Origin of the sequence: Streptomyces katrae, assembly GCF_000717655.1 — a bacterium.
Taxonomy (GTDB): Bacteria; Actinomycetota; Actinomycetes; order Streptomycetales; family Streptomycetaceae; genus Streptomyces; species Streptomyces katrae_B.
Map to the genome: position 1 here is coordinate 1 of NZ_JNZY01000016.1, position 22,867 is coordinate 22,867.

Annotated in this window: 17 protein-coding genes and 1 pseudogene; 10 read left to right on the forward strand and 8 right to left on the reverse strand. The window is 71.9% G+C overall.

Annotation, left to right across the window (positions count from 1 at the left end; all coding sequences use genetic code 11):
- Positions 1-183: 183 nt before the first annotated feature.
- Together IF09_RS0120525 and IF09_RS0120530 are read left to right on the forward strand one after the other, a co-directional pair.
- The gene (locus IF09_RS0120525) at positions 184-1,476 is read left to right on the forward strand and encodes a hypothetical protein (RefSeq protein ID WP_030297768.1); all 1,293 of its coding nucleotides are present in this window, start codon (positions 184-186) and stop codon (positions 1,474-1,476) included.
- A 106-nt stretch (positions 1,477-1,582) separates the two neighbouring features.
- A complete protein-coding gene (locus IF09_RS0120530) occupies positions 1,583-2,617 on the forward strand; it encodes a WxL protein peptidoglycan domain-containing protein (protein ID WP_030297769.1) in 1,035 nt (344 codons plus the stop codon).
- Between the two features lie 166 nt (positions 2,618-2,783).
- Here the strand turns inward: IF09_RS0120530 and IF09_RS44755 are convergent, their stop codons facing one another.
- From IF09_RS44755 to iolC, 4 genes are read right to left on the reverse strand one after another with little or no spacing between them, the layout of a single operon-like run.
- Positions 2,784-4,283: a CoA-acylating methylmalonate-semialdehyde dehydrogenase gene (locus IF09_RS44755; protein ID WP_030297770.1), complete on the reverse strand. Its 1,500-nt coding sequence runs from the start codon at positions 4,281-4,283 to the stop codon at positions 2,784-2,786.
- A 12-nt stretch (positions 4,284-4,295) separates the two neighbouring features.
- Positions 4,296-6,164 (reverse strand): 3D-(3,5/4)-trihydroxycyclohexane-1,2-dione acylhydrolase (decyclizing), encoded by a 1,869-nt coding sequence (gene iolD, locus IF09_RS44760; RefSeq protein WP_030297771.1) that lies wholly within the window; start codon positions 6,162-6,164, stop codon positions 4,296-4,298.
- A complete protein-coding gene (iolB, locus tag IF09_RS0120545; RefSeq protein WP_030297776.1) occupies positions 6,161-7,057 on the reverse strand; it encodes a 5-deoxy-glucuronate isomerase in 897 nt (298 codons plus the stop codon). Before iolB ends, iolD begins: the two co-directional genes overlap by 4 nt.
- Positions 7,058-7,077: 20 nt before the next feature.
- Positions 7,078-7,989, reverse strand: coding sequence for a 5-dehydro-2-deoxygluconokinase (gene iolC, locus IF09_RS0120550; RefSeq protein ID WP_051832712.1), 912 nt, complete (start codon positions 7,987-7,989; stop codon positions 7,078-7,080).
- A gap of 80 nt (positions 7,990-8,069) precedes the next feature.
- On the opposite strand from iolC, the gene IF09_RS0120555 reads away from it, so the two are divergent.
- The 3 genes from IF09_RS0120555 to IF09_RS0120565 all read left to right on the forward strand — a co-directional run bounded on the left by IF09_RS0120555 (position 8,070) and on the right by IF09_RS0120565 (position 10,468).
- Entirely contained in the window at positions 8,070-8,984 is a 915-nt protein-coding gene (locus tag IF09_RS0120555) for a sugar phosphate isomerase/epimerase family protein (RefSeq protein ID WP_030297780.1), read from the forward strand.
- Between the two features lie 20 nt (positions 8,985-9,004).
- Positions 9,005-10,015 carry a Gfo/Idh/MocA family protein gene (locus IF09_RS0120560; protein WP_030297782.1) on the forward strand — a complete coding sequence of 337 codons (1,011 nt, stop codon included), beginning with the start codon at positions 9,005-9,007 and terminating at the stop codon, positions 10,013-10,015.
- Between the two features lie 252 nt (positions 10,016-10,267).
- Positions 10,268-10,468, forward strand: a complete 201-nt coding sequence (locus IF09_RS0120565; RefSeq protein WP_030297784.1) for a helix-turn-helix transcriptional regulator — start codon at positions 10,268-10,270, stop codon at positions 10,466-10,468.
- Between the two features lie 94 nt (positions 10,469-10,562).
- Here the strand turns inward: IF09_RS0120565 and IF09_RS0120570 are convergent, their stop codons facing one another.
- Positions 10,563-12,863 (reverse strand): MMPL family transporter, encoded by a 2,301-nt coding sequence (locus IF09_RS0120570; RefSeq protein ID WP_030297785.1) that lies wholly within the window; start codon positions 12,861-12,863, stop codon positions 10,563-10,565.
- A 131-nt stretch (positions 12,864-12,994) separates the two neighbouring features.
- Here IF09_RS0120570 and IF09_RS0120575 point away from each other — a divergent pair, with 131 nt between their 5' ends.
- From IF09_RS0120575 to IF09_RS0120585, 3 genes are all read left to right on the forward strand, one after another.
- Positions 12,995-13,663: a TetR/AcrR family transcriptional regulator gene (locus tag IF09_RS0120575; protein WP_030297787.1), complete on the forward strand. Its 669-nt coding sequence runs from the start codon at positions 12,995-12,997 to the stop codon at positions 13,661-13,663.
- A 146-nt stretch (positions 13,664-13,809) separates the two neighbouring features.
- Complete coding sequence (locus tag IF09_RS0120580) at positions 13,810-14,046, forward strand: heavy-metal-associated domain-containing protein (protein WP_030297789.1); 237 nt, start codon at positions 13,810-13,812, stop codon at positions 14,044-14,046.
- Between the two features lie 87 nt (positions 14,047-14,133).
- The gene (locus tag IF09_RS0120585; protein WP_030297791.1) at positions 14,134-16,416 is read left to right on the forward strand and encodes a heavy metal translocating P-type ATPase; all 2,283 of its coding nucleotides are present in this window, start codon (positions 14,134-14,136) and stop codon (positions 16,414-16,416) included.
- 381 nt (positions 16,417-16,797) lie between these two features.
- Here the strand turns inward: IF09_RS0120585 and IF09_RS0120590 are convergent, their stop codons facing one another.
- On the reverse strand, positions 16,798-18,087 hold the full coding sequence (locus tag IF09_RS0120590; protein WP_030297792.1) for a citrate synthase: 1,290 nt from the start codon (positions 18,085-18,087) through the stop codon (positions 16,798-16,800).
- 182 nt (positions 18,088-18,269) lie between these two features.
- Entirely contained in the window at positions 18,270-20,516 is a 2,247-nt protein-coding gene (locus IF09_RS0120595; protein ID WP_030297793.1) for an ATP-dependent RecD-like DNA helicase, read from the reverse strand.
- A 289-nt stretch (positions 20,517-20,805) separates the two neighbouring features.
- On the opposite strand from IF09_RS0120595, the gene IF09_RS0120600 reads away from it, so the two are divergent.
- Both IF09_RS0120600 and IF09_RS0120605 read left to right on the forward strand, forming a co-directional pair.
- On the forward strand, positions 20,806-21,333 hold the full coding sequence (locus IF09_RS0120600) for a DUF937 domain-containing protein (protein ID WP_037635554.1): 528 nt from the start codon (positions 20,806-20,808) through the stop codon (positions 21,331-21,333).
- Positions 21,334-21,385: 52 nt separating this feature from the next.
- Positions 21,386-21,883: pseudogene (locus IF09_RS0120605) on the forward strand (GNAT family N-acetyltransferase); the annotation flags it as partial.
- Here the strand turns inward: IF09_RS0120605 and IF09_RS0120610 are convergent.
- Positions 21,834-22,790 (reverse strand): EamA family transporter, encoded by a 957-nt coding sequence (locus IF09_RS0120610; protein WP_030297796.1) that lies wholly within the window; start codon positions 22,788-22,790, stop codon positions 21,834-21,836. The pseudogene IF09_RS0120605 and the gene IF09_RS0120610 overlap by 50 nt on opposite strands.
- Between the last annotated feature and the right edge of the window lie 77 nt (positions 22,791-22,867).

The window sequence follows — 22,867 nt, forward strand, 5'->3', positions numbered from 1 at the left end:
CACCCGCACCCCGCCCCCGAAGCCCCGGCCTGATGGGACATCAATTTCTGTGTGCTTTGGGCGAAAGCAAGTCATTGACTTCTCATCACCGCGACGCGTCAATGTCGGCCACCGCACCGGCTCGGCCTCCCCCACACAGCGGGTGGGGGGGAGGGGTTCGTCTGACGAAGGAGTCGCGACCCAGTGAGTACAACGTTCCGACGAAGAATTCTGGCCGGGGCGGGCGCCCTGTCCCTCGCGCTGACGGGCGGCGTGGTGGGCCTGACCGGCACCGCCCGGGCGGCGACCGTGACCACCCCCGTCTTCGAGAACTGCGACGCCCCGGCTCCGCAGCCGGACGGTTCGGGCAACCAGAACTACACGGTCACGGTGCCCGGCACGGCCAAGGCCGGCGACGTCGTACCGATCACGATCGACCCGGGTGCGAGCCCGCTGATCCCCGGCTTCTCCGTCACGACGGTGAACACCACCAAGATCACCCTCAAGGTGGGCGCGACCACCCAGGTGGTCACCAGCCCGCCCGAGACCGTCAGCGTCGTCGCCGGTACCCCGCTCGACCCGAAGGCCTTCTCCGGAACGATCAAGATCCCGGACGGTACCGAGGGCACCGCGGTCGACATCAAGCTCGACCTGGCGGTCACGGACGCCGACCTCAGCGGTTCGGTGTTCACCACGACCTGCACCCCGGCGCCCCGGCCGAGCGCCACGCTCGGCTCGGTCGCCGTCGAGGCCCTGCCCAAGGACCCGGTCACCACCAAGCTGACGCCCAACAGCGGCAAGGCCGGCACGGCCGTCGTCGTCAGCGGCGCCAACTTCGCGGCCGGGCCCGTCACCTGCTCCGCCCTCCTCGCGGGCGCGGCCACCGGTGACACCGGCACCGGTACGGCGGACGCCACGGGCGCCGCCACCTGCAACATCACCGTCACCAAGAAGGCCGACGCCCTCAAGATCGACGGCTCGGTCACCCCGTACAAGTCCTTCGTGTACCTCGAGGACCAGGCGGGCGTGAAGAACCCGGTCGACATCGAGGTCCTCCCCGGCCCGCTGGCGCTCGGCCCGAAGGACGGCCAGCCGGCCGTGGCCTTCCCCTCGGTCACCATCAACGGCAAGGCCCAGTCGGTGGTCGGCGTGTTCAACGCCGCGACCGTCCAGGACTTCCGCGGCGGCACGCTCGGCTGGGACGTGACGGCGACCCGTACGCCGTTCCTGAACCAGACGACCGGCCACTCGATGGCGAAGGCGCAGATCGGCATCCAGCCGTCCTGCACCGTGACCAACCCGGACAGCCCGAGCACCTGCACCGCGGGCACGCCCGGCGCGATCTCCGAGACCCCGATGAAGGTGGCCTCGCAGGCCGCCGGCGGGGACGAGCTGACCGGCGGTGAGTTCGCCGTCGGCGGCGCCGGGATGATCCAGCTCCCGCCGTTCATGTTCGCCGACACCTACCAGACGGTCGTCACCTTCTCGATCGCCTGATCCGGCAGGAGCAGTGCACCCAGGGTGGTGCGGCGCCACGGCGCCGCACCACCCCCTTCGCCTTCCGCCCCCGAACCGCCTCCCCGCGCCGACTGGAGAACCGCCCATGCGCCCCCGCGTCCCTGCTTCGTACGGCCCGCTCCTCGCGCTGTTGCTGCTGGTCGCGGGCCTGCTCCTGCCCGCCGCGACGGCGAGGGCCGCGGACAACGGCACCTGGGGGGTGTTCCCGACTCCCCCGGCGGGCGCCGCGATGCCCGACCGCGCGTACTTCTTCCACCAGGGCGCGGCCGGGACCACCGTCCGCGACAGCGTGACGATCCTGAACTCCTCCGACAAGGAACTGACCTTCCAGGTCTTCGCCACCGACGCGGTGAACACCCCTGCCGGGGGCGCCTTCGCGCTGCTGCCGGTGGACCGGAAGCCCGAGGACGTGGGGGCGTGGACAGCGCTGCCGCCCGAGACGGCGACCACGGTGACCGTGCCGCCCAAGGGCCGCAAGGACATCCCGTTCACGGTGAAGGTGCCCGAGGACGCGACGCCCGGCGACCACGTCGGCGGGATCGTCGCCCTCAACACCGCCGTGGAGGGCATCCGGCAGGAGGGCAAGGTCCAGGTCGGGGTGAAGCGGCAGGTCGGCTCGCGGCTGTACTTCCGGGTGCCGGGGCCGGTGACGCCGGGGCTGAGCGTGGAGAACGTGAAGGTCAGCCGGTCCGCGCCGCTGCTGCCGTGGGTCGAGGAGGCCCGCGCCACGGTCTCGTACACGCTGGTCAACCGGGGCAACGTGGTCGTCGAGCCCAAGGTGGCGGTGTCCGCCGAGGGGCTGTTCGGCCGTACGGTGCTGGACCGGCCGGCCCGCGAGCTGAAGCTGGTGCTGCTGCCCGGCCAGCGCATCGAGCTGACCGAACCGTGGGCGGACGCACCGCAGTCGGACTGGGTCACCGTACGGATCTCGGCCGGGGCGAGCGCCTATCCGGACCTCGCCCCGGCCTCCGAGGCGGAGTTCGTCGCCGTGCCGTGGCCCGCCGCCGGCGCACTGCTGGTCCTGGCGGGCGCCGCGCTCACCGCCCGGGCACTCCGGCGCCGCCGCCGGGCCCCCGCGGAACAGGCCGATTCCGCACCGGACTTGGCTGCAACGCACTGACGGGCGAGGGTGTGGTGCCCCCCGGTGACGGCATACGGCCGTCACCGGCCACGGGGAGACGGCCGACGGAACGCCTCGACCGCCGCCGAAGTCCCTGCTCTGAACGCAAGCTCGCCTCCCGCGTGAGGGGTGCGGAAGGCGAGCTGGTCTTTACGGTGCTACGCGGTCAGTGGTTGCGGGGGAAGCCCAGGTCCACGCCCGACGGGGCCTCGGACGGGTCCGGCCAGCGGGTCGTGACGACCTTGCCGCGGGTGTAGAAGTGGATGCCGTCGTTCCCGTAGATGTGGTGGTCGCCGAAGAGCGAGTCCTTCCAGCCGCCGAAGGAGTGGTAGCCCACCGGCACCGGGATCGGCACGTTGACGCCGACCATGCCCGCCTCGATCTCCAGCTGGAAGCGCCGGGCCGCGCCGCCGTCGCGAGTGAAGATCGCGGTGCCGTTGCCGAACGGCGAGGCGTTGATGAGCGCCACGCCCTCCTCGTAGGTCTCGGCGCGCAGCACGCACAGCACCGGCCCGAAGATCTCGTCGCGGTAGGCGTCGGAGTCGGTCTTGACGTTGTCCAGCAGCGAGAGGCCGATCCAGTGGCCGTTCTCGAAGCCGCCGACCGTGTAGCCCGTACCGTCCAGGACCACGTCGGCGCCCTGGTCGGCCGCGCCCTTCACGTACGAGGCGACCTTGTCGCGGTGGGCGGCGGTGATCAGCGGGCCCATCTCGGAGGTCGGGTCGTTGCCCGGGCCGATCTTGATCTTCTCGGCGCGCTCGCGGATCTTCTCGACCAGCTCGTCGCCGATGGAACCGACCGCGACGACCGCCGAGATCGCCATGCAGCGCTCGCCCGCCGAGCCGTAGGCGGCCGAGACCGCCGCGTCGGCGGCCGCGTCCAGGTCGGCGTCCGGCAGCACCAGCATGTGGTTCTTGGCGCCGCCCAGCGCCTGGACCCGCTTGCCGTTGGCGGAGGCGGTGGTGTGGATGTGGCGGGCGATGGGCGTGGAGCCGACGAAGGAGACGGCCGCGATGCCCGGGTGGGCGAGCAGCGCGTCGACGGCGACCTTGTCACCGTGGACCACGTTGAGCACACCGGCCGGCAGGCCGGCCTCGGCCGCCAGCTCGGCCAGCTTGTTGGCGGCCGACGGGTCCTTCTCGCTCGGCTTGAGGATGAAGGTGTTTCCGCAGGCCACGGCCAGCGGGAACATCCACATCGGCACCATCGCCGGGAAGTTGAACGGGGTGATGCCCGCGACCACGCCGAGCGGCTGGCGGATCGAGGAGACGTCGACCCGGTGGGAGACGGAGGTCGACAGCTCGCCCTTGAGCTGCGTGGTGATCCCGCAGGCCAGCTCGACGATCTCCAGGCCGCGCGCGACCTCGCCCAGCGCGTCCGAGTGGACCTTGCCGTGCTCGGCGGTGATCAGCTCTGCGATGGCGTCGCGGTTGGCGTCCAGCAGGGCGCGGTAGGCGAACAGCACCTTGGTGCGGGCGGCCAGCGAGGACTGGCCCCAGGTCCGGAAGGCCTCCCGGGCGACCCGTACGGCAGCGTCGACCTCATCGGCGGACGCGAGCGCGACCTGCGTGGTGACCTCGCCGGTGGCCGGGTCGGTGACCGGGCCGTAGTTGCCCGACGCGCCCTCGACGGTCTTGCCACCGATCCAGTGGTTGACGGTCTTCATTGCCTTGCTCCTTCACAGATGGCGACGTCGCTGCGCGGCTTGCCGGTCGTACTCTTCGCGGGCCGCGTTCGCTGACGCACGGGTCGCGGTCTCGGCCACAGGAACATCCCACCACGCCTGTGCCGGGGGCGGGCCCGACACAGTGTCGGGTGTTCGGGTCTGTGCGTAGACACATGTGGGACGGTCCGCCTCACGCGCTTCGGCGAGGGCTTTCCGCAGGTCACCGATGGTGCGGGTGCGGATCACGGCCATCCCGAGGGAGGCTGCGTTGGCCGCGAGGTCCACCGGCAGGGGCGCGCCGGTGTACGAGCCGTCGTCCGCCCGGAAGCGGTACGCCGTCCCGAAGCCCTCCCCGCCCACGGCCCCGGAGAGGCCGCCGATGGAGGCGTAGCCGTGGTTGTCGAGGATCACCACCCTGATCGGGATGCCCTCCTGCACGGCCGTGACGATCTCGGTCGGGTTCATCAGGTACGTCCCGTCGCCGACCAGCGCCCACACCGGGCGGCCGGGGGCGGCGAGCGCGGTGCCGATCGCGGCGGGGATCTCGTAGCCCATGCAGGAGTACCCGTACTCCACGTGGTACTGGTCGGCCGAGCGGGCCCGCCACAGCTTGTGCAGGTCCCCGGGCAGCGAGCCGGCGGCGTTGATCAGGATGTCGGAGGCATCGACGACCGAGTCGAGCAGCCCGAGCACCTGGGCCTGCGTCGGGGCGGCGTCCTCGTCGGGGGCCGCGTAGGCCCGGTCGACCAGCTGCTCCCAGCTGCGTTTCTCTTCTTTGTACGCCGTCTCGTACGCGGGGTCCACGCGGTACCCGGCAGCCGCGTCCCGGAGGTCTTCCAGGCCCACCCGCGCATCGCAGACCAGCGGCCGGGCCGCGAGCTTGTGGGCGTCGTACGGGTCGAGGTTGAGCCCGACGAAGCGGACGGCGGGGTTCTGGAACAGGGTCGCCGAGGCGGTGGTGAAGTCGGTGAGCCGGGTCCCGGCGGCGATGACCAGGTCGGCGCCGCGGGCCAGCTCGTCGGCGGTGGCCGTCCCGGTGTGCCCGATGCCGCCGACATCGGCGGGGTGGTCGTAGGGGAGCACCCCCTTGCCCGCCTGCGTGGAGGCGACCGGGATCCCGGTGGCCTCGGCGAACTCGGCCAGTGCGGCCTGGGCCGCGCTGTGCCGGATCCCGCCGCCGGCGACGATCAGCGGGCGCGCGGAGCCCCGTACGGCCGCGGCGGCCCGGGCGAGCTCGTCACGGTCGGGCCGGGGCCGGCGTACGCCCCACACGCGCTCGGCGAAGAACTCGGGCGGCCATGCGTACGCCTCGGCCTGGACGTCCTGCGGCAGCGCCAGGGTGACCGCGCCGGTCTGGACGGGGTCGGTGAGCACCCGCATGGCCTGGAGGGCGGCCGGAATCAGGGCCTCGGGGCGGGTGATCCGGTCGAAGTGGCGGGAGACGGGCCGCAGGGTGTCGTTGACGGACACGTCGCCGGCGTACGGCACCTCGAGCTGCTGCAGCACGGGATCGGCGGGCCGGGTGGCGAAGGTGTCGCCGGGCAGCAGGAGGACGGGGATCCGGTTGATGGTGGCGAGGGCGGCCCCGGTGACGAGGTTGGTGGCGCCGGGCCCGATCGAGGTGGTCACGGCGTGGGCCGAGAGCCGCCCGCGCTGGCGGGCGTACCCGACGGCGGCGTGCACCATGGCCTGCTCGTTGCGCCCCTGGAGGAAGGGCATCTCCTGCGGGCCGCTCTCGAGGAGGGCCTGCCCGAGGCCGGCGACGTTCCCGTGCCCGAAGATCCCCCAGGTGGCGGCGATCAGCCGCTCGCGGCGGCCGTCGCGCTCGGTGTACTGCGCGGCCAGGAACCGTACGAGGGCCTGGGCGACGGTGAGCCTCATGGGGTCTCGTCCTCCGCTCGGTGTCGGTAGAAGGGCAGCCGGGGGTCGGTGTCCTGGCCGGGCCAGGTGTCCCGGATCCAGCCGTGGCCGGGGTGGTCCCGGATCAGCCACTCCCGGGGCGGGCCCGGGGGCCCGGCCATGACGTTGAGGTAGTACATGTCGTGCCCGGGGGCGGCGATGGACGGCCCGTGCCAGCCGTCCGGGATGAGCACCGCGTCGCCGGTCCTCACCTCCGTGAGGATGTCGGTCTTCCCCGAGGGGGAGGGGGTGACACGCTGGTAGCCGAGGCCGGGGGTGTCCCCGTGCGGGGCGATCTCGAAGTAGTAGATCTCCTCGAGGCGGGACTCCTCGCCGGGGTGGAACTCGTCGTGCTTGTGGGGCGGGTACGAGGACCAGTTCCCGCCGGGGGTGAGGACCTCGACGGCGATGAGGCGGTCGCAGTCGAAGACGCCGGCCGCGGCGAAGTTGTTGACCTGGCGCGCGCAGTGGGCTGCGCCGCGGATCTCCACCGGGACGTCCCGGGCGGGCCCGTACCGGGCGGGCAGGACCTGCTCGCACCGCGCCCCGACGAGCGCGAACCGCCCCCCGGCGCAGGACCCGATCTCGGCCTGCCCGTCCCGGGGCAGATACGCGAAATCGGTCAGCCCGCTGAACACGCTGTCCCGCCCGAGGAGTTCGAACACCTGCGGCAGGTCCGGCCCCGCCTGCGTTCGAGGCGCCGGGTCCGGGGCGGAGCCCCGGTTTCGGGAAGGGGCGGGCCGGGGAACCGGCTCCGCGCAGCGGATCGTGCAGCTGCCGGCCAGCGGGAGGACGATCCACTCGTGGTCCCCGCACGCATGCGCGTACCGCTCGCCCGGGCCCAGCTCCAGCACCCGCAGCGCGGTGAACGCCATCTCGTGCGACGCAGTCACGGTCACGGCTCCAGCACCTCCTCCACTTCCTTCGCGTACGGCATCGCCGCCGAGCACGCGAGCCGTGACGCCACGATCGCCCCCGCCGCGTTGGCGTAGCGGACCACCCGCGCCAAGTCCCAGCCCGCCAGCAGCCCGTGGCACAGCGCCCCGCCGAACGCGTCCCCCGCGCCCAGCCCGTTCACCACCTCCACCGGCACCGGCGCGGCCTCCACCACCGTTCCGTCCCGCCGCATCGCCAGCACCCCGTCCGGTCCCCGTTTCACCACGGCCAGTTCCACCCCGGCCGCCAGCAGCGCCCGGGCCGCGGCCCGCGGTTCGGACTCGCCCGTCGCGATCGCGCACTCCTGCGCGTTGCCCACCGCCACCGTGGCGAGGCCCAGTGCCTGCGCGTACGCGTCCCCCGGCGCGCCTTCCCACAGCATCGGTCTCCAGTCGAGGTCGAAGACCGTGATGCCGGACTTCGCGCGGGCTTCCAGCGCGGCCAGGGTGGCGGACCGGCTCGGCTGCGCGCTCAGTCCGGTCCCCGTCATCCAGAACACGCGTGCGGCCCGCACCGCTGCCAGATCCAGCTCCGCCGGTTCGATCTCCAGGTCGGGGGCCTTCGGCAGCCGGTAGAAGTAGAGGGGGAAATGGTCCGGCGGGAAGATCTCGCAGAAAGTGAGGGGAGTCGGATGGCGCGCGTCCTCCCCCACCCACCGGTCGTCCACCCCGAACCCGCGCAGCTCGGCCCGCAGGTAGGCCCCGAAGGGATCCGCTCCCGTCTTGGTGATCACCGCCACCCGGCGGCCCAGCCGGGCCGCCGCGACGGCGACGTTGGTGGGCGAGCCGCCCAGGAACTTCCCGAAGGTGTCCGCTTCCGCCAGCGGTACGCCCGTTCTCAGCGGGTAGAGATCCACCCCGATGCGCCCCATCGTGATCAGGTCGAACGCGACATCGTCCGCGGTGGTCACAGGCAGTCCTCCCAGTCGTCTCGCACCCTAAGGTGGCCGTCATGACGTCCTCCCCGCCCGCGTTGACCCGTATCCGCATCGGTTCGGCTCCGGACTCCTGGGGTGTCTGGTTCCCCGACGATCCGCTGCAGACCCCGTGGGACCGGTTCCTCGACGAGGTCGCCGATTCCGGGTACGAGTGGATCGAGCTGGGCCCGTACGGCTATCTCCCCACCGACCCCGCCCGCCTCGCCGAGGAGACCGCCAAACGGGGCCTGCGCGTCAGCGCCGGCACCGTCTTCACGGGACTCCATCACGGGCCCGCCGTCTGGGCGGACACCTGGGAGCACGTGTCGCGGATCGCGGCGCTCACGCAGGCCATGGGCGCGGGACACCTCGTCGTCATTCCCTCGTTCTGGCGGGACGACAAGACCGGCGAGGTGCTGGAGGACCGGACCCTCACGCCCGCGCAATGGCGTGAACTGACCACGCAGACCGAGCGCCTGGGCCGCGAGGTCCGGGACCGGTACGGGCTGCGGATCGTCGTCCATCCGCATGCGGACACGCACATCGACACCCCTTCGAACGTGGCCCGCTTCCTGGACGCCACCGACCCGGACCTGGTCTCCCTCTGCCTGGACACCGGGCACTACGCCTACTGCGGCGGCGACAGCGTCCAGGCCGTCGAGACCTTCGCGGAGCGGATCGGCTACCTCCACCTCAAGCAGGTGGACCCGCGTATCCTCGCCGAAGTCGTCGCGCAGCAGCTGCCCTTCGGGCCGGCCGTGGCCCGCGGGGTGATGTGCGAACCGCCGTCGGGGGTGCCCGCACTGGAACCCGTACTCGCGGCCGCCCAGCGGCTCGGCGTGGACCTCTTCGCGATCGTGGAGCAGGACATGTACCCGTGCCCGCCCGACCGGCCGCTGCCGATCGCCCGCCGCACCCGTGCCTACCTGCGCTCCTGCGGCGCCCGCTGACCATCCGGAAGGACACGAACATGAGCACGCTGGGCATCGCCGTCATCGGGACGGGGAAGATGGGCGCCGACCACGTCCGCCGGATCGGGCTGACGGTGGGCGGAGCCCGGGTGGTGGCCCTGGCCGACCCGGACGGCGACCGGGTCAAGGCCGTCGCGGCGGGGCTGGACGGCGCGAGCGCGCACACGGATCCGGTGGCCGCGATAGCCGCACCCGGGGTGCAGGCCGTACTGATCGCCTCCCCGGGGCCCGCCCACGAGGAGGCGATCCTTCAGGCCCTGGAGCGGGAGCTGCCGGTGCTGTGCGAGAAGCCGCTGACCCCCGATCCGGCGGGTGCGCTGCGGGTGATGGAGGCGGAGCAGCGGCTGGGCCGGCGGCTGGTGCAGGTGGGGTTCATGCGGCGGTTCGATTCCGAGTACGAGTGGCTCAAGGAGCTGCTGGACGCGGGCGGGATCGGCCGGCCGCTGTTCCTGCACTGCCGGCACCGCAATGCCTCCTCGCCGTCGTTCTTCACCAGCGACATGCTGATCAGCGACTCCGTCGTGCACGAGGTCGACGCGGCGCGCTGGCTGCTCGGGCAGGAGATCACGGCGGTGTCCGTGCTCTCCCCGGCGCCCACCTCGGCGGCCCCCGAGGGGCTGCGCGATCCCCGGCTGGTCCTGCTGGAGACCTCGGGCGGGGCCATCGTGGACGTGGAGATCTTCGTCAACTGCGGCGTCGGCTACGAGGTCCGCTGCGAGGCGGTCGGCGAGTCCGGGAGCGCCCAGATCGGCGCGCAGCAGGGGCCGGTCGTCCGGTCCGCGGGGCGCAGCTATGGGGAGATCCCCCAGGACTTCACCGTGCGCTTCGCCGACGCGTACGACCGCCAGCTGCGACGCTGGGTGGCCGCGGCCGCGCAGGGGAGGGTGGCCGGGCCCGACGCCTGGGACGGCTACGCGGCGGCCGCGGTTTCCGCAGCAGGGCTCGCTGCCGCGCACAGCGGGGTACGGACCCCGGTGGAGCTGGTGGAACGGCCGGCCCTGTACCGCTGAGCCGCCCTCCCCTCCCGCTCACCGCTCTCTGTACACCTCCTATCCGTTGTGCCGCATCTGTCACAGGCGTCGCCCTTGTGTCACGCATATCCGCATTACGCAGGTCTTCCGTCACAGCAACTCAACAGCCCCTCCCCCGCCTTCACCCTCCTCGTTCTCCGGGCACAACCTGACTGATCGTCTGTGTCCACGCGTCGGCTCCCCCGACGGCCTCCAGGCCGGCCCCGCGGCGTGGACAAGGAGGTGTCGTGGATGAGCGACCGACAGCTGTGGTCGTACAAGGAGATCGCCGCCCACATCCGGGTCCAGCCGGACACGGTGCGCTCGTACCGCAAGCACGGGCTGCTCCCCGCTCCCGACCACGTGGAAGGCGGAAAGCCCTACTGGTACGCCGACACGATCCGCACCTGGGTGGCCCGCCGCCCCGGCAACCGGGGCCGCCGGGAGGACTGACCCCCACGCCCGGGGCCCCTGCGGACGGGACCGCCGCGGCCCCGCCCGCAAGAGCCGCCCCCAGCCGCGCCACCAACCTGTCCGGGCAACACACCTAGCGGCTTCCCGCGGGTATCCGCTCCGGCTCCGGTGTCTCCCCCGGCACCTGTGGCAGCCCTCGCGGCTCGGACTCCCCCTCGCTCAGCCCGAACCGCTCGTGCAGTCGCCGCAGCGGGCCCGGCGCCCACCAGGTGGCCTTCCCCGTCAGCTTCATGACCGCCGGAACCAGGAGGCTCCGCACGACCAGCGCGTCCATCAGCACGGCCAGCGCGATCCCGAGCCCCAGCATCTTGGTGTTGGTCACCCGGGAGCTGCCGATCGCCACCATCACCACCGCCAGGATCACGGCCGCCGCGGTGATCAGCCCGCCCGTGCGGACCAGTCCGGTGCGCACCGCCCCCTCGTGGTCCCCGGTCCGCTCGTACTCCTCCTTGATGCGGGATATGAGGAACACCCCGTAGTCCATGGAGAGTCCGAAGGCGATGCAGAACATCAGGACGGGCAGGGTGGTCTCGATGTCCCCGGTGGAGGTGAAGGAGAGCAGTCCGGACAGGTTGCCCTCCTGGAAGACCCACACCACCGCCCCGAACATCGCCGTCAGGCTCAGCGCGTTGAGCAGTACCGCCTGGACGGGTATCAGCACGCTCCCGGTGAGCAGGAAGACCAGCAGCAGCGTGGCCAGCACCACCAGGGCCAGCGCGGCCGGCAACTTCTCCGCTATCGCCTTCTGGGCGTCGACGAGCACCGCCGCCTGCCCTGTCACCGCGGTGTCGAACGGGGCGTCCACCTTGCGCACCTCGCCGACGAGGTCCTGGGCCTGCTGCCCCACGGCCTCGCCCTTGGTGGCCACCGAGAAGTACGCGTACCCCGGCCGGGCCTCGGAGCTCACCGGCCCGGCCACCCGCACCCCGGGCAGGGCGGCCAGCCGGTCCCGGTAGGCGGCCAGGTCTGCGGGGCCGGCCGCACCCTCGGCCAGCACGGTCAGCCCGGCGCCGGGGCTGCCCGGGAAGCCGTCACGGATCTGCTGCTGGACCAGGTGGGACGAGGCGGTCTCCGGCAGCTGCCGGTCGTCCACGGTGCCGAACTTCACCCCGAGGAACGGCAGTCCGAGGAGGAGCAGGCCGGCCGTGGTGGCGATGGCGAACACGGGGGCACGGCGCATCACCAGCGCGGTCGTCCGCGCCCAGCCCCGCCCTGCCTCCCGCCCGGCATCGGCCTCGGCACCCGGCGCCCCTGCGGCCGCCCCGGCGCGCCTGCGCCGCCACAGCCGCCGCAGGTCGAGGGAGTTGACCCGCTCCCCGAGCAGCACCAGGGCCGCCGGCAGCAGGATCAGGGCGGCGCCGGCCGCGAGCAGGACCACCGCGACCCCGGAGTAGGCGAAGGACCGCAGGAAGTACATCGGGAAGAACAGCATCGCCGAGAGCGAGACGGCCACGGTCAGCGCCGAGAACAGCACCGTGCGCCCGGCGGTCCGCAGCGTGGCCCCCACGGCTGCCACCGGATCCCGCCCGGCGGCCAGCTCCTCGCGAAACCTCCGCACGATGAACAGGGCGTAGTCGATGGCGAGTCCGAGGCCGAGCGCGGTGGTCAGGTTCTGGGCGAAGACGGAGACGTCGGTGAACTCGGTGAGGCCGCGCAGCACGGCATTGGTGCCGAGGATGGCGACGATGCCCACGCCCAGCGGCAGCAGCGCGGCGACGGCGCTGCCGAAGACGATGACGAGAAGGACCAGGGTCACCGGCAGGGCGATCACCTCGGCCCGCAGCAGGTCCTCCTGGATGGTGGTGGTCACCTCGCGCTGGACGGCGACCGGCCCCCCGAGGGAGACGCGCACCGGCCCGTGCTCGCCCCGGTAGCGCGGGGTGATCCGCTCCAGCACCGCGGCGCGGGCCTTCTCGTCGCCGAGCACCCGGGCGGCGATCAGGGCCTGCCTGCCGTCCTCGGAGCGCAGCGCGGGCAAGTGCGTGCGCCAGTACGAGCCGACCCCGGCCACCCCTTGCTCGGAGGCGAGCTGCGCGGTCAGCCGCTCGGCCTCGGCGGCAACGGCGGGATCGTCCACCCCGGCCGCCCCCGGCCCCGCGCCCGCCGCGGCCCCGGTGCCGGCGTCCACCAGCAGGAGCAGATTGGGCTGGGAGCCGGGAAATTCGCGCTCCAGGACCTTGGCGGCGTAGGTGGACCGGGCGTCCGGGTCCTCCCAGCCGCCGCTGCCCATCCGGTCGGCGACGCCGCCGCCCGCCAGAACGGCCAGCGCGGTGACCACGAGGGCGAGCAGCAACGAGAGCCGCGGCCGGGCCGTGACGATCCGGGTCCACCGTCCGCTCTCCCCTGGCGACGGCGGTTTTTTGACTTCGGACATGACTCGGTGTCCCCTTCACCGTGATTGCCAGGAAACTTAGACTGGCAAACACGAGCAGTCGCTCGCGTTTTCCAAGAATGCGAGCGCCCTCTCGCGTTTGTCAATCACCCACGGGAAGCAAGGGACGTGACATGCCGGAGAGGCCACAGGTCGAAATCACCACAAAGGCCGCGAAGGCCGCGAAGAAGGCCGCCGCGCCCCGACGCCAGGCCCGGGGGGAGCGCCGGATCGCCCAGCTCCTCGCGGCCGCCGCGAGCGTGTTCTGCCGCACCGGCTACGCCGCGGCCAGCACCAACGCCATCGCCCGCGAGGCCGAGGTCTCGCCGGGCACGCTCTACCAGTTCTTCCCGAACAAGGAGGCCATCGCCATCGAGCTGGGAGGCCAGCTGCTGCGGCGCGCCCACGAGATGCACGGCCAGGCCTTCCTCCCCGAGAACCTGGACCGCCCCCTGCCCGAGCTGCTCGACGCCGTTCTGGACCCGGTCATCGCCTTCAACTGCGAGAACCCGGCGTTCTGGGCCCTCATGCACGGCTCCGGCATCCCCGGCATCACCCAGGAGCACGAGGAGCTGCACTCCGGGCTGCTGACCCGGGTCCAGGGGATCCTGCGCAGCTTCCGCCCCGACGGCACGCCCGACGAGCTCACCCACGTCTCCAACATGATCCTGGGCATCTTCAAGGCGTCGCTCGACCTGATCCTGGCGAGCGAGGGCGCCGAGCGGGCCGCGTACGTCGCCGAGCTGAAGACCGTGTTGCTGCGCTACCTGGAGCCGATGGTCACCGCACCCCGCGCGCACTGACGTACGTACATCCGGAACCGGCCGGAAGTGGCGGCGAACACTCGCATTGATACCCCCTAGGGGTATAGTCTCCATGAGTCGGGAGGACGGTGGTGGCGAAACCGCCGGCCCCGGCGACCGGACACGCCCTTGAAGAGGAGAACGACATGACCGCCGAGACGGACACCCAGACCACCACCGTCTACCGGGTGACCGGCATGACCTGCGGGCACTGCGAGGGCGCGGTGACCACCGAGATCTCCGCCCTGCCGGGCGTGAGCTCGGTCAAGGCCGTCGCCGCGACCGGCGAGGTCACCGTGGTCTCCACCGCAGCGCTCGCCGACGAGGACGTCCGCGCCGCCGTGGACGAGGCCGGGTACGAGTTCGCCGGCCGGGCCGCCTGAGCACCCCTCCTCCGCAGTACCCCGCCGGGTCGTGCCGGCCAGCTCATACTGGTTCCGTACGACCCGGCCCTCCCCCTGGAGCCGGACATGAGCAGCAGCACAGTGCACGACGGGCCCATAGCGGCGGACGCAGCCGCCGAGGTCGAGCTGAGCATCGGCGGGATGACCTGCGCCTCCTGCGCCGCCCGCATCGAGAAGAAGCTGAACCGGATGGACGGGGTCAGCGCCACGGTGAACTACGCCACCGAGAAGGCCCGCGTCTCGTACGGCGACGGGGTCCAGGTCGCCGACCTGATCGCGGCCGTCGTCAAGACCGGGTACACCGCCGAGCAACCCCCGCCGCCGGAACCGGAACCGGAAGCAGAGGCCCCGGAGGCCGCGCAGGCCCACGCCCCCCGCGACCCCGAACTGGCCGCACTGCGCCAGCGGCTGCTGGTCTGCGCCGTGCTGGCCCTGCCCGTCGTACTGCTCTCGATGGTCCCGGCCCTCCAGTTCGACAACTGGCAGTGGCTCTCGCTGACCCTGGCCGCGCCCGTCGTGGTCTGGGGCGCCCTCCCCTTCCACAAGGCCGCCTGGACCAACGCCCGGCACGGCGCCGCCACCATGGACACCCTGGTCTCCGTCGGCACGCTCGCCGCCTTCACCTGGTCGCTGTGGGCCCTGTTCTTCGGTCACGCCGGGATGCCGGGCATGCGGCACAGCTTCGACTTCACGATCTCGCGCACGAACGGGTCCTCCGCCATCTACCTCGAGGTGGCCGCCGGCGTCGTCAGCTTCATCCTGCTCGGCCGGTACCTGGAGGCCCGCTCCAAGCGGAAGGCGGGCGCCGCCCTGAAGGCCCTGCTGGAGCTGGGCGCCAAGGACGTCGCCGTCCTGCGCGGCGGCGCCGAGGTACGGATCCCCGTGGCGCAGCTCGCGGTCGGCGACCGGTTCGTCGTCCGCCCCGGCGAGAAGATCGCCACCGACGGCACGGTCGCCGAGGGTGCTTCCGCCGTGGACGCCTCGATGCTGACCGGCGAGTCCGTCCCGGTCGAGGTCGCCGTGGGCGACTCCGTCACCGGGGCCACCGTCAACACCTCGGGCCGCCTCGTCGTCCGGGCGACCCGGATCGGCGCCGACACGCAGCTCGCCCGGATGGCCAGGCTCGTCGAGGAGGCGCAGAACGGCAAGGCCGAGGTACAGCGCCTCGCCGACCGGATCTCCGGGGTCTTCGTGCCGGTCGTGCTGCTGCTGGCGCTCGGCACCTGGGTCACCTGGCTGCTGATCACCGACAACCCGACGGCCGCCTTCACCGCCGCCGTGGCCGTCCTGATCATCGCCTGCCCCTGCGCCCTGGGCCTGGCCACGCCGACCGCCCTGATGGTCGGCACCGGGCGCGGCGCGCAGCTCGGCATCCTGATCAAGGGCCCCGAGGTGCTGGAGTCCACCCGCCGCGTCGACACCGTCGTCCTCGACAAGACCGGCACGGTCACCACCGGCCGGATGACCCTGTCCGGCGTGCACACCGCCGCCGGTACGGACGAGCGCGAGCTGCTGCGCCTCGCGGGCTCTCTGGAGCACTCCTCCGAGCACCCGATCGCCCGGGCCATCGCCACCGGCGCCGCCGAGAGGGCCGGCTCCCTGCCGGTCCCGGAGTCCTTCGAGGCCCTCGCCGGGCTCGGCGTCCAGGGCGTGGTCGACGGGCACGCCGTTCTGGTGGGCCGCGAGCAGCTGCTGGCCGACTGGTCGATCACCCTGCCCGCCGGCCTCGCCGGGGCCAAGGCGGCCGCCGAGGCCGCGGGCGGCACCGCCGTCCTGGTGGCCTGGGACGGGGCGGCGCGCGGGGTCCTGACCGTGGCCGACGCCGTCAAGGAGACCAGCGCCGAGGCGGTGTCCCGGCTGCGGGCGCTGGGCCTGGCCCCGGTGCTGCTGACCGGCGACAACAAGGCCGTGGCCGAGACGGTGGCCCGCGCGGTGGGCATCGACGAGGTGATCGCCGAGGTGCTCCCGCAGGACAAGGTGGACGTCGTACGCCGGCTCCAGGCGGAGGGCCGAACGGTCGCCATGGTGGGCGACGGGGTCAACGACGCGGCCGCGCTGGCGCAGGCGGACCTCGGCCTGGCCATGGGGACGGGCACCGACGCCGCGATCGAGGCGGGCGACCTGACCCTCGTACGGGGAGACCTGCGGGTGGCGGCTGACGCGATCCGGCTCTCCCGGCGGACCCTGGGCACCATCAAGGGCAACCTGTTCTGGGCCTTCGGCTACAACGTGGCGGCCTTGCCGCTCGCGGCCGCCGGCCTGCTCAACCCGATGATTGCGGGGGCAGCGATGGCGTTCTCCTCCGTTTTCGTGGTGACCAACAGCCTCCGGTTGCGATCCTTCCGCTAGGGGATCTTCTCCCCATTGCACGCACACTTCCTTCACGGGAGACGCAGATCACAGTGATTGGAACGTAACCATCCGGCACTGCAGTGGGTCTAATGGGGCGATGCCAGGAACGTCTTGGGGGACGTTCACGGGGGTCTTGGGGGACGTCCGGGGCATCAGCCGGCCGGGACGCGTGCTCAACGGGGTGCTTTGAGCGGCCCTCCCGACCCGTACGGGTCCCGGCAGACACCCACTGGGGCGCACCGCGCGTGCGCTCCTCGCCGACACCCCGGCTCGGGTCCCGTGGGGGGAATCCGTTCCGGGGAAAGGAAAGCGCCCCGGCCGTCGACCCGTGGGGGGATCGACGGCGGGGCGCTTTTCGCTTGCTCGAGGTGCCTCGGGTCAGCGGGCCTCGACCGGGACGAAGTCGCGCAGGACCTCGCCGGTGTAGATCTGGCGCGGACGGCCGATGCGGGAACCCGGCTCCTTGATCATCTCGTGCCACTGGGCGATCCAGCCGGGAAGGCGGCCGAGCGCGAAGAGCACGGTGAACATCTCGGTCGGGAAGCCCATGGCCCGGTAGATCAGGCCGGTGTAGAAGTCCACGTTCGGGTAGAGGTTGCGCGAGACGAAGTACTCGTCGGCGAGCGCGTGCTCTTCCAGCTTGAGCGCGATGTCGAGCAGCTCGTCGCTCTTGCCGAGCGCCGAGAGGACGTCGTGCGCCGCCGCCTTGATGATCTTCGCCCGGGGGTCGAAGCTCTTGTAGACGCGGTGTCCGAAGCCCATGAGGCGGACGCCGTCTTCCTTGTTCTTCACCTTGCGGATGAAGGCGTCGACGTCGCCGCCGTCGTTCTTGATGCCCTCGAGCATCTCCAGGACGGACTGGTTGGCGCCACCGTGCAGCGGACCCCACAGGGCCGAGATGCCGGCGGAGATCGAGGCGAACATGTTCGCCTGCGAGGAGCCGACCAGGCGCACGGTGGAGGTCGAGCAGTTCTGCTCGTGGTCCGCGTGCAGGATCAGCAGCTTGTCGAGCGCCGAGACCACGACCGGGTCCAGGTCGTACTCCTGGGCCGGCACGGAGAAGGTCATGCGCAGGAAGTTCTCGACGTAGCCGAGGTCGTTGCGCGGGTAGACCACCGGGTGGCCGACCGACTTCTTGTACGCGTACGCCGCGATCGTCGGAAGCTTGGCCAGCAGCCGGATCGTCGAGAGGTTGCGCTGCTTCTCGTCGAACGGGTTGTGGCTGTCCTGGTAGAACGTGGACAGCGCGCTGACCACGGAGGACAGCATCGCCATCGGGTGCGCGTCGCGCGGGAAGCCGTCGTAGAACCGCTTGACGTCCTCGTGCAGCAGCGTGTGCTGGGTGATGTCGTTGCGGAACGACGCGAGCTGGTCGACGGTCGGCAGCTCACCGTTGATCAGCAGGTACGCGACCTCGATGAAGGTCGAACGCTCGGCCAGCTGCTCGATCGGGTAACCGCGGTAACGCAGGATTCCCTGCTCACCGTCGAGGTAGGTGATCGCGGACTTGTAGGCGGCGGTGTTGCCGTAGCCGCTGTCCAAGGTGACGAGCCCGGTCTGGGCCCTCAGCTTCGAGATGTCGAAGCCCTGGTCACCGACGGTGCTTTCGACCACCGGGTAGGTGTATTCACCGTCCGCGTACCGGAGTACTACAGAGTTGTCGCTCACGTCATCCCTCACCGACGTAGTGCCTCTTCTTCGAGGTGCCCTGACTGCCTCTACCTTCCCCCATTTGGCGCAGGAGAGTGCACTCGGGGTCGGCGTTCGGTCTTTTTGACGGCACTGAGTGCCTTCAACCTGCTCATCCTGCCCCCTCCGCGCCGGTGCCGTAACCCCAAATGATCGATCATTTAGGTGATGTTTCCCACCGGTATCCGTCCGGACAGCCTGGGCGCCACCGCCGTGTACCTCCTGCCTGCAGAAACGGTACGCACAGCCTGGCCGAGGGCCTTGCGGGACCCGACCAGCACGACGAGTTTCTTCGCCCTGGTCACCGCCGTGTAGAGCAAGTTGCGCTGGAGCATCATCCAAGCCCCGGTGGTGACCGGGATCACCACGGCCGGATATTCGCTCCCCTGGGACCGGTGGATGGTGACGGCGTACGCATGGGCCAGCTCGTCCAGTTCGGTGAACTCGTAGCCGACCTCCTCGTCCTCCTCCGTCCGCACCGTCAGCCGCTGCTCGTCCACGTCGAGGGCGGTGACCACGCCGACCGTGCCGTTGAAGACGCCGTTGGCGCCCTTCTCGTAGTTGTTGCGGATCTGGGTGACCTTGTCGCCGACCCGGAAGACCCGGCCGCCGAACCGCTTCTCGGGCAGGTTGGGCCGGGCCGGCGTGATGGCCTGCTGGAGCAGGCCGTTGAGGTTTCCGGCGCCGGCGGGGCCGCGGTGCATGGGCGCGAGCACCTGGATGTCGCGGCGCGGGTCCAGCCCGAACCGGGCCGGAATCCTGCGGGCCGCCACGTCGACGGCGAGCCGCCCGGCCTCCTCGGTGTCCTCCTCCGGGAACAGGAAGAAGTCCGGCAGCCCGTCGGTGAGCGGCGGCAGGCCCGTGTTGATCCGGTGGGCGTTGGTGACCACGCCCGACTGCTGGGCCTGCCGGAAGATCCTGGTCAGCCGGACCGCGGGCACCGGCCCGCCCTCGGCGAGCAGGTCCCGCAGCACCTCCCCGGCGCCGACCGAGGGCAGCTGGTCCACATCACCGACCAGCAACAGGTGCGCACCCGGTGCCACTGCCTTGACCAGCTTGTTCGCCAGCAACAGGTCCAGCATCGAGGCCTCGTCGACGACCACCAGATCCGCGTCCAGCGGGCGTTCCCGGTCGTACGCCGCGTCCCCGCCCGGCTTGAGCTCCAGCAGGCGGTGCACGGTGGACGCCTCGGCGCCGGTGAGCTCCGCGAGCCGTTTCGCGGCCCGGCCGGTGGGCGCGGCGAGCACGACCTTGGCCTTCTTGGCCCGGGCCAGCTCCACGATCGAGCGCACGGTGAACGACTTCCCGCAGCCCGGCCCGCCGGTGAGGACGGCCACTCTGCGGGTCAGCGCCAGTCGGACGGCATCCCGCTGCTCGGGGGCCAGCTCGGCCCCGGTGCGCCCGGCCAGCCAGCCCAGGGCCTTGTCCCAGTCCACGTCCCGGAAGCCCGGCATCCGGTCTTCGTCGGCGTTCAGCAGCCGCCGGACCTGCCCGACCAGCGAGAGTTCGGCGCGGTGGAAGGGCACCAGGTACACGGCGGTGAGCGGGTCCGGGCCGCCCTGCGGATCCGGCACGGATTCCCGTACGACGCCCTCCGGGTCGGCGGCGAGCTCGGCCAGGCATTCGATGACGAGTCCGGTGTCCACCTGGAGCAGCTTGACCCCGTCGGCGATCAGCCGCTCCTCGGGCAGGAAGCAGTGTCCCTGGTCGGTGGACTGGGACAGGGCGTACTGGAGCCCGGCCTTGACCCGTTCGGGGCTGTCGTGCGGTATGCCGACGGCCTGGGCGATCCGGTCGGCGGTGAGGAAGCCGATGCCCCACACGTCGGCTGCGAGCCGGTACGGCTGGTTCTTGACCACCGAGATGGAGGCGTCGGCGTACTTCTTGTAGATCCGGACCGCGATGGAGGTGGAGACGCCGACGCCCTGGAGGAAGACCATGACCTCCTTGATCGCCTTCTGCTCCTCCCACGCGGCGCCGATCAGCTTGGTCCGCTTGGGGCCGAGCCCGGGCACCTCGATCAGCCGCTTCGGCTCGGCCTCGATGACGTCGAGGGTGTCGGTGCCGAAGTGCTCCACGATCCGGTCGGCGATCTTCGGGCCGATTCCCTTGATCAGGCCCGAGCCGAGGTAGCGGCGTATGCCCTGGATGGTCGCGGGGAGCACGGTGCGGTAGTTCTCCACCGTGAACTGCTTGCCGTACTGGGGGTGGGAGCCCCAGCGGCCCTCCATGCGCAGCGATTCGCCGGGCTGGGCCCCGAGCAGGGAGCCGACGACCGTGAGCAGGTCCCCGCTGCCGCGGCCGGTGTCGACCCGGGCGACCGTGTACCCGCTCTCCTCGTTGGCGTAGGTGATGCGCTCGAGCACCCCCTCGACCACGGCCAGCTGCACCGCCCCGTTGATTGCCATGGCAATGAAAGTACCGCCCGCCGCCGACAGCCCGTCAGGCCTGTGGACAACCCGGCAAAAACCCAGAAGGGGGTCCGGCCTCGCGGCCGGACCCCCTCACGGTTACCCCTCCCGTGCCGGACTTCCCGATCCCCCCAGATCCCTCCCCGGAAGTGCCGACGCACCATACGACCCGCTGCCCCGTCCGGGGGTTGCACACGGAATCGGAACTTTACGTTTCCGTTACTTACAGGCGCGCCGGGGCGGGTCCGAAGTGCCCTTGAACCACCACAGAAGTAGCGTTTCCGGCATGAGCGAACCTTCATTCCAGGACGACGTGCTCGGCGAGCTGGGCCCCGGCGGGCTGACCGAGATCGCCGGCCTGCTCGGCACCGACGCGGCGGGCGCCCGGGAGACCGTCGCGACCACGGTCGGCGCCATGGCCGGCGGCCTCCGGGAGAAGGCGGACGCCGCGGGCGCCGGCGACGACGAGGTCCGCCAGGCCTTCGCCGAGGTCGCCGAGCCCCCGCTGAAGGGTGTGGCCACGCTCGGCGGCGGGCTGCTCGGCGGCGGGGTGATGGCCGGAGTGCTGGCCAAGGTGAGCAAGCCGGCCGCCGCGGCGGTCTCCAAGAAGACCGGCATCCCCCCGGCCACCGTCAGCCGCGTCATCGAACTGCTGATCCCCGTGCTGCTGACGGTCTTCGCCAAGCGCGCGGCCGTCGGCGAGGGCGCCGCCGCCGGCACCCCGGCTCCCGGAGCCGCGCCGGGAGCCGCCCCGGCGGAGGGCGGCGGACTCGGCGACCTGCCGGGCCGGATCCTGGGCGGCGGCAGGCAGTAGCCCGCTACCCTGGGGCGCCATGGAGCCCCCTGCTGACAACTCCGCCGCAGCGGTGCGGCTGCGGGACCCCCAGCCCGGGGAGCTGGGCTGGATCGTGCAGCGGCACGGCGCGCTGTACGCCGCCGAGTACGGCTGGAACGCGGACTTCGAGGGCCTGGTGGCCCGGATCGTCGCGGACTTCGCCGAGGACCACGACCCGTATCTGGAGCGGGTCTGGATCGCCGAGCTGGGCGGCCGGCCGGTCGGCTCGGTGATGTGCGTCCGCGAGGACGGCTCGCCCGGTACGGCGCGGCTGAGACTGCTCCTCGTCGAGCCCGGGGGCCGCGGCCACGGCATCGGGTCCCTCCTCGTCGACACCGTCGTCGCGTTCGCCCGCTCGGTCGGCTACCGCGAGCTGGTGCTGTGGACCAACGACGTACTGGCCTCGGCCCGTTCCCTCTACGAACGCGCCGGGTTCACCCTGGTCGCCGAGCGCCCGCACCGCTCGTACGGCGTCACGCTCACGGGGCAGGACTGGCGGCTGCCGCTGCAGGAGGACTCACCGCACTGACCGCCGCGTTACCGCCCTGCGCCGCGCCGCCGCCCTTCGTACGGGTTCCCGCGCGGGCGGGGGCCAGCGAGGTCATGCCCACCCCGCCGACCAGCAGCAGCGCAGCCACCCAGCGCAGTCCCGAGACGCCCTCACCGAGGACCAGCGCCGCCGAGGACATCCCGAACACCGGCACCAGCAGCGAGAACGGCGCGACCGAGGAGGCCGGGTAGCGCTTCAGCAGGTGGTTCCAGGCGCCGAAGCCGAACACGGTGGACACCCAGGCCACGTACCCGATGACCGCGATCCCGGACCAGTCCAGCCCGCGCAGCGCGGCCAGGTCCCGCTCGGGCCCCTCCAGCAGGAGCGAGAGCCCGAACAGCGGCAGCACCGGGACGGTGCACACCCAGACCATGAAGTTCAGCGCATCGGGCGGGGAAGCCTTCCGCGTCAGCACGTTGGACACGCCCCAGCAAGCGGCGGCCGCGACGACCAGCGTGAAGCCGAGCACCGGCCCGGAGGTGCCCCCGTCCACGGCGGCGACGGCGATCCCGGCGAGCGCCACGGCCATGCCGGCGATGCGGACCCGTCCGGGCCGCTCGCGCAGGACGAGGGAGGCGAGGACGGCGGTGAAGACGGACTGGACCTGGAGCACGAGGGAGGACAGCCCGGCCGGCATCCCCGCGGCCATGCCGGTGAACAGGAGGCCGAACTTGGCGACGCCGAGGGCCACTCCGACCGCGATGATCCACTTCCAGGCGGTCTTGGGCCGGCCGACGAAGAACACGGCGGGCAGCGCGGCGACGAGGAAGCGGAGAGCCGACAGGAGCAGCGGCGGGAAGTGGCCGAGACCGATCTCGATGACGACGAAGTTGAAGCCCCAGACGGCGGCGACGAGTACGGCGAGTGCAGTGTGAACGGGACGCATGCTTCGAGCATCGGCGGCGCAACCATGTAGCACCAGCGCGGATTTCTTCCGGGATGGATGAAGCACTGCTTACGGGT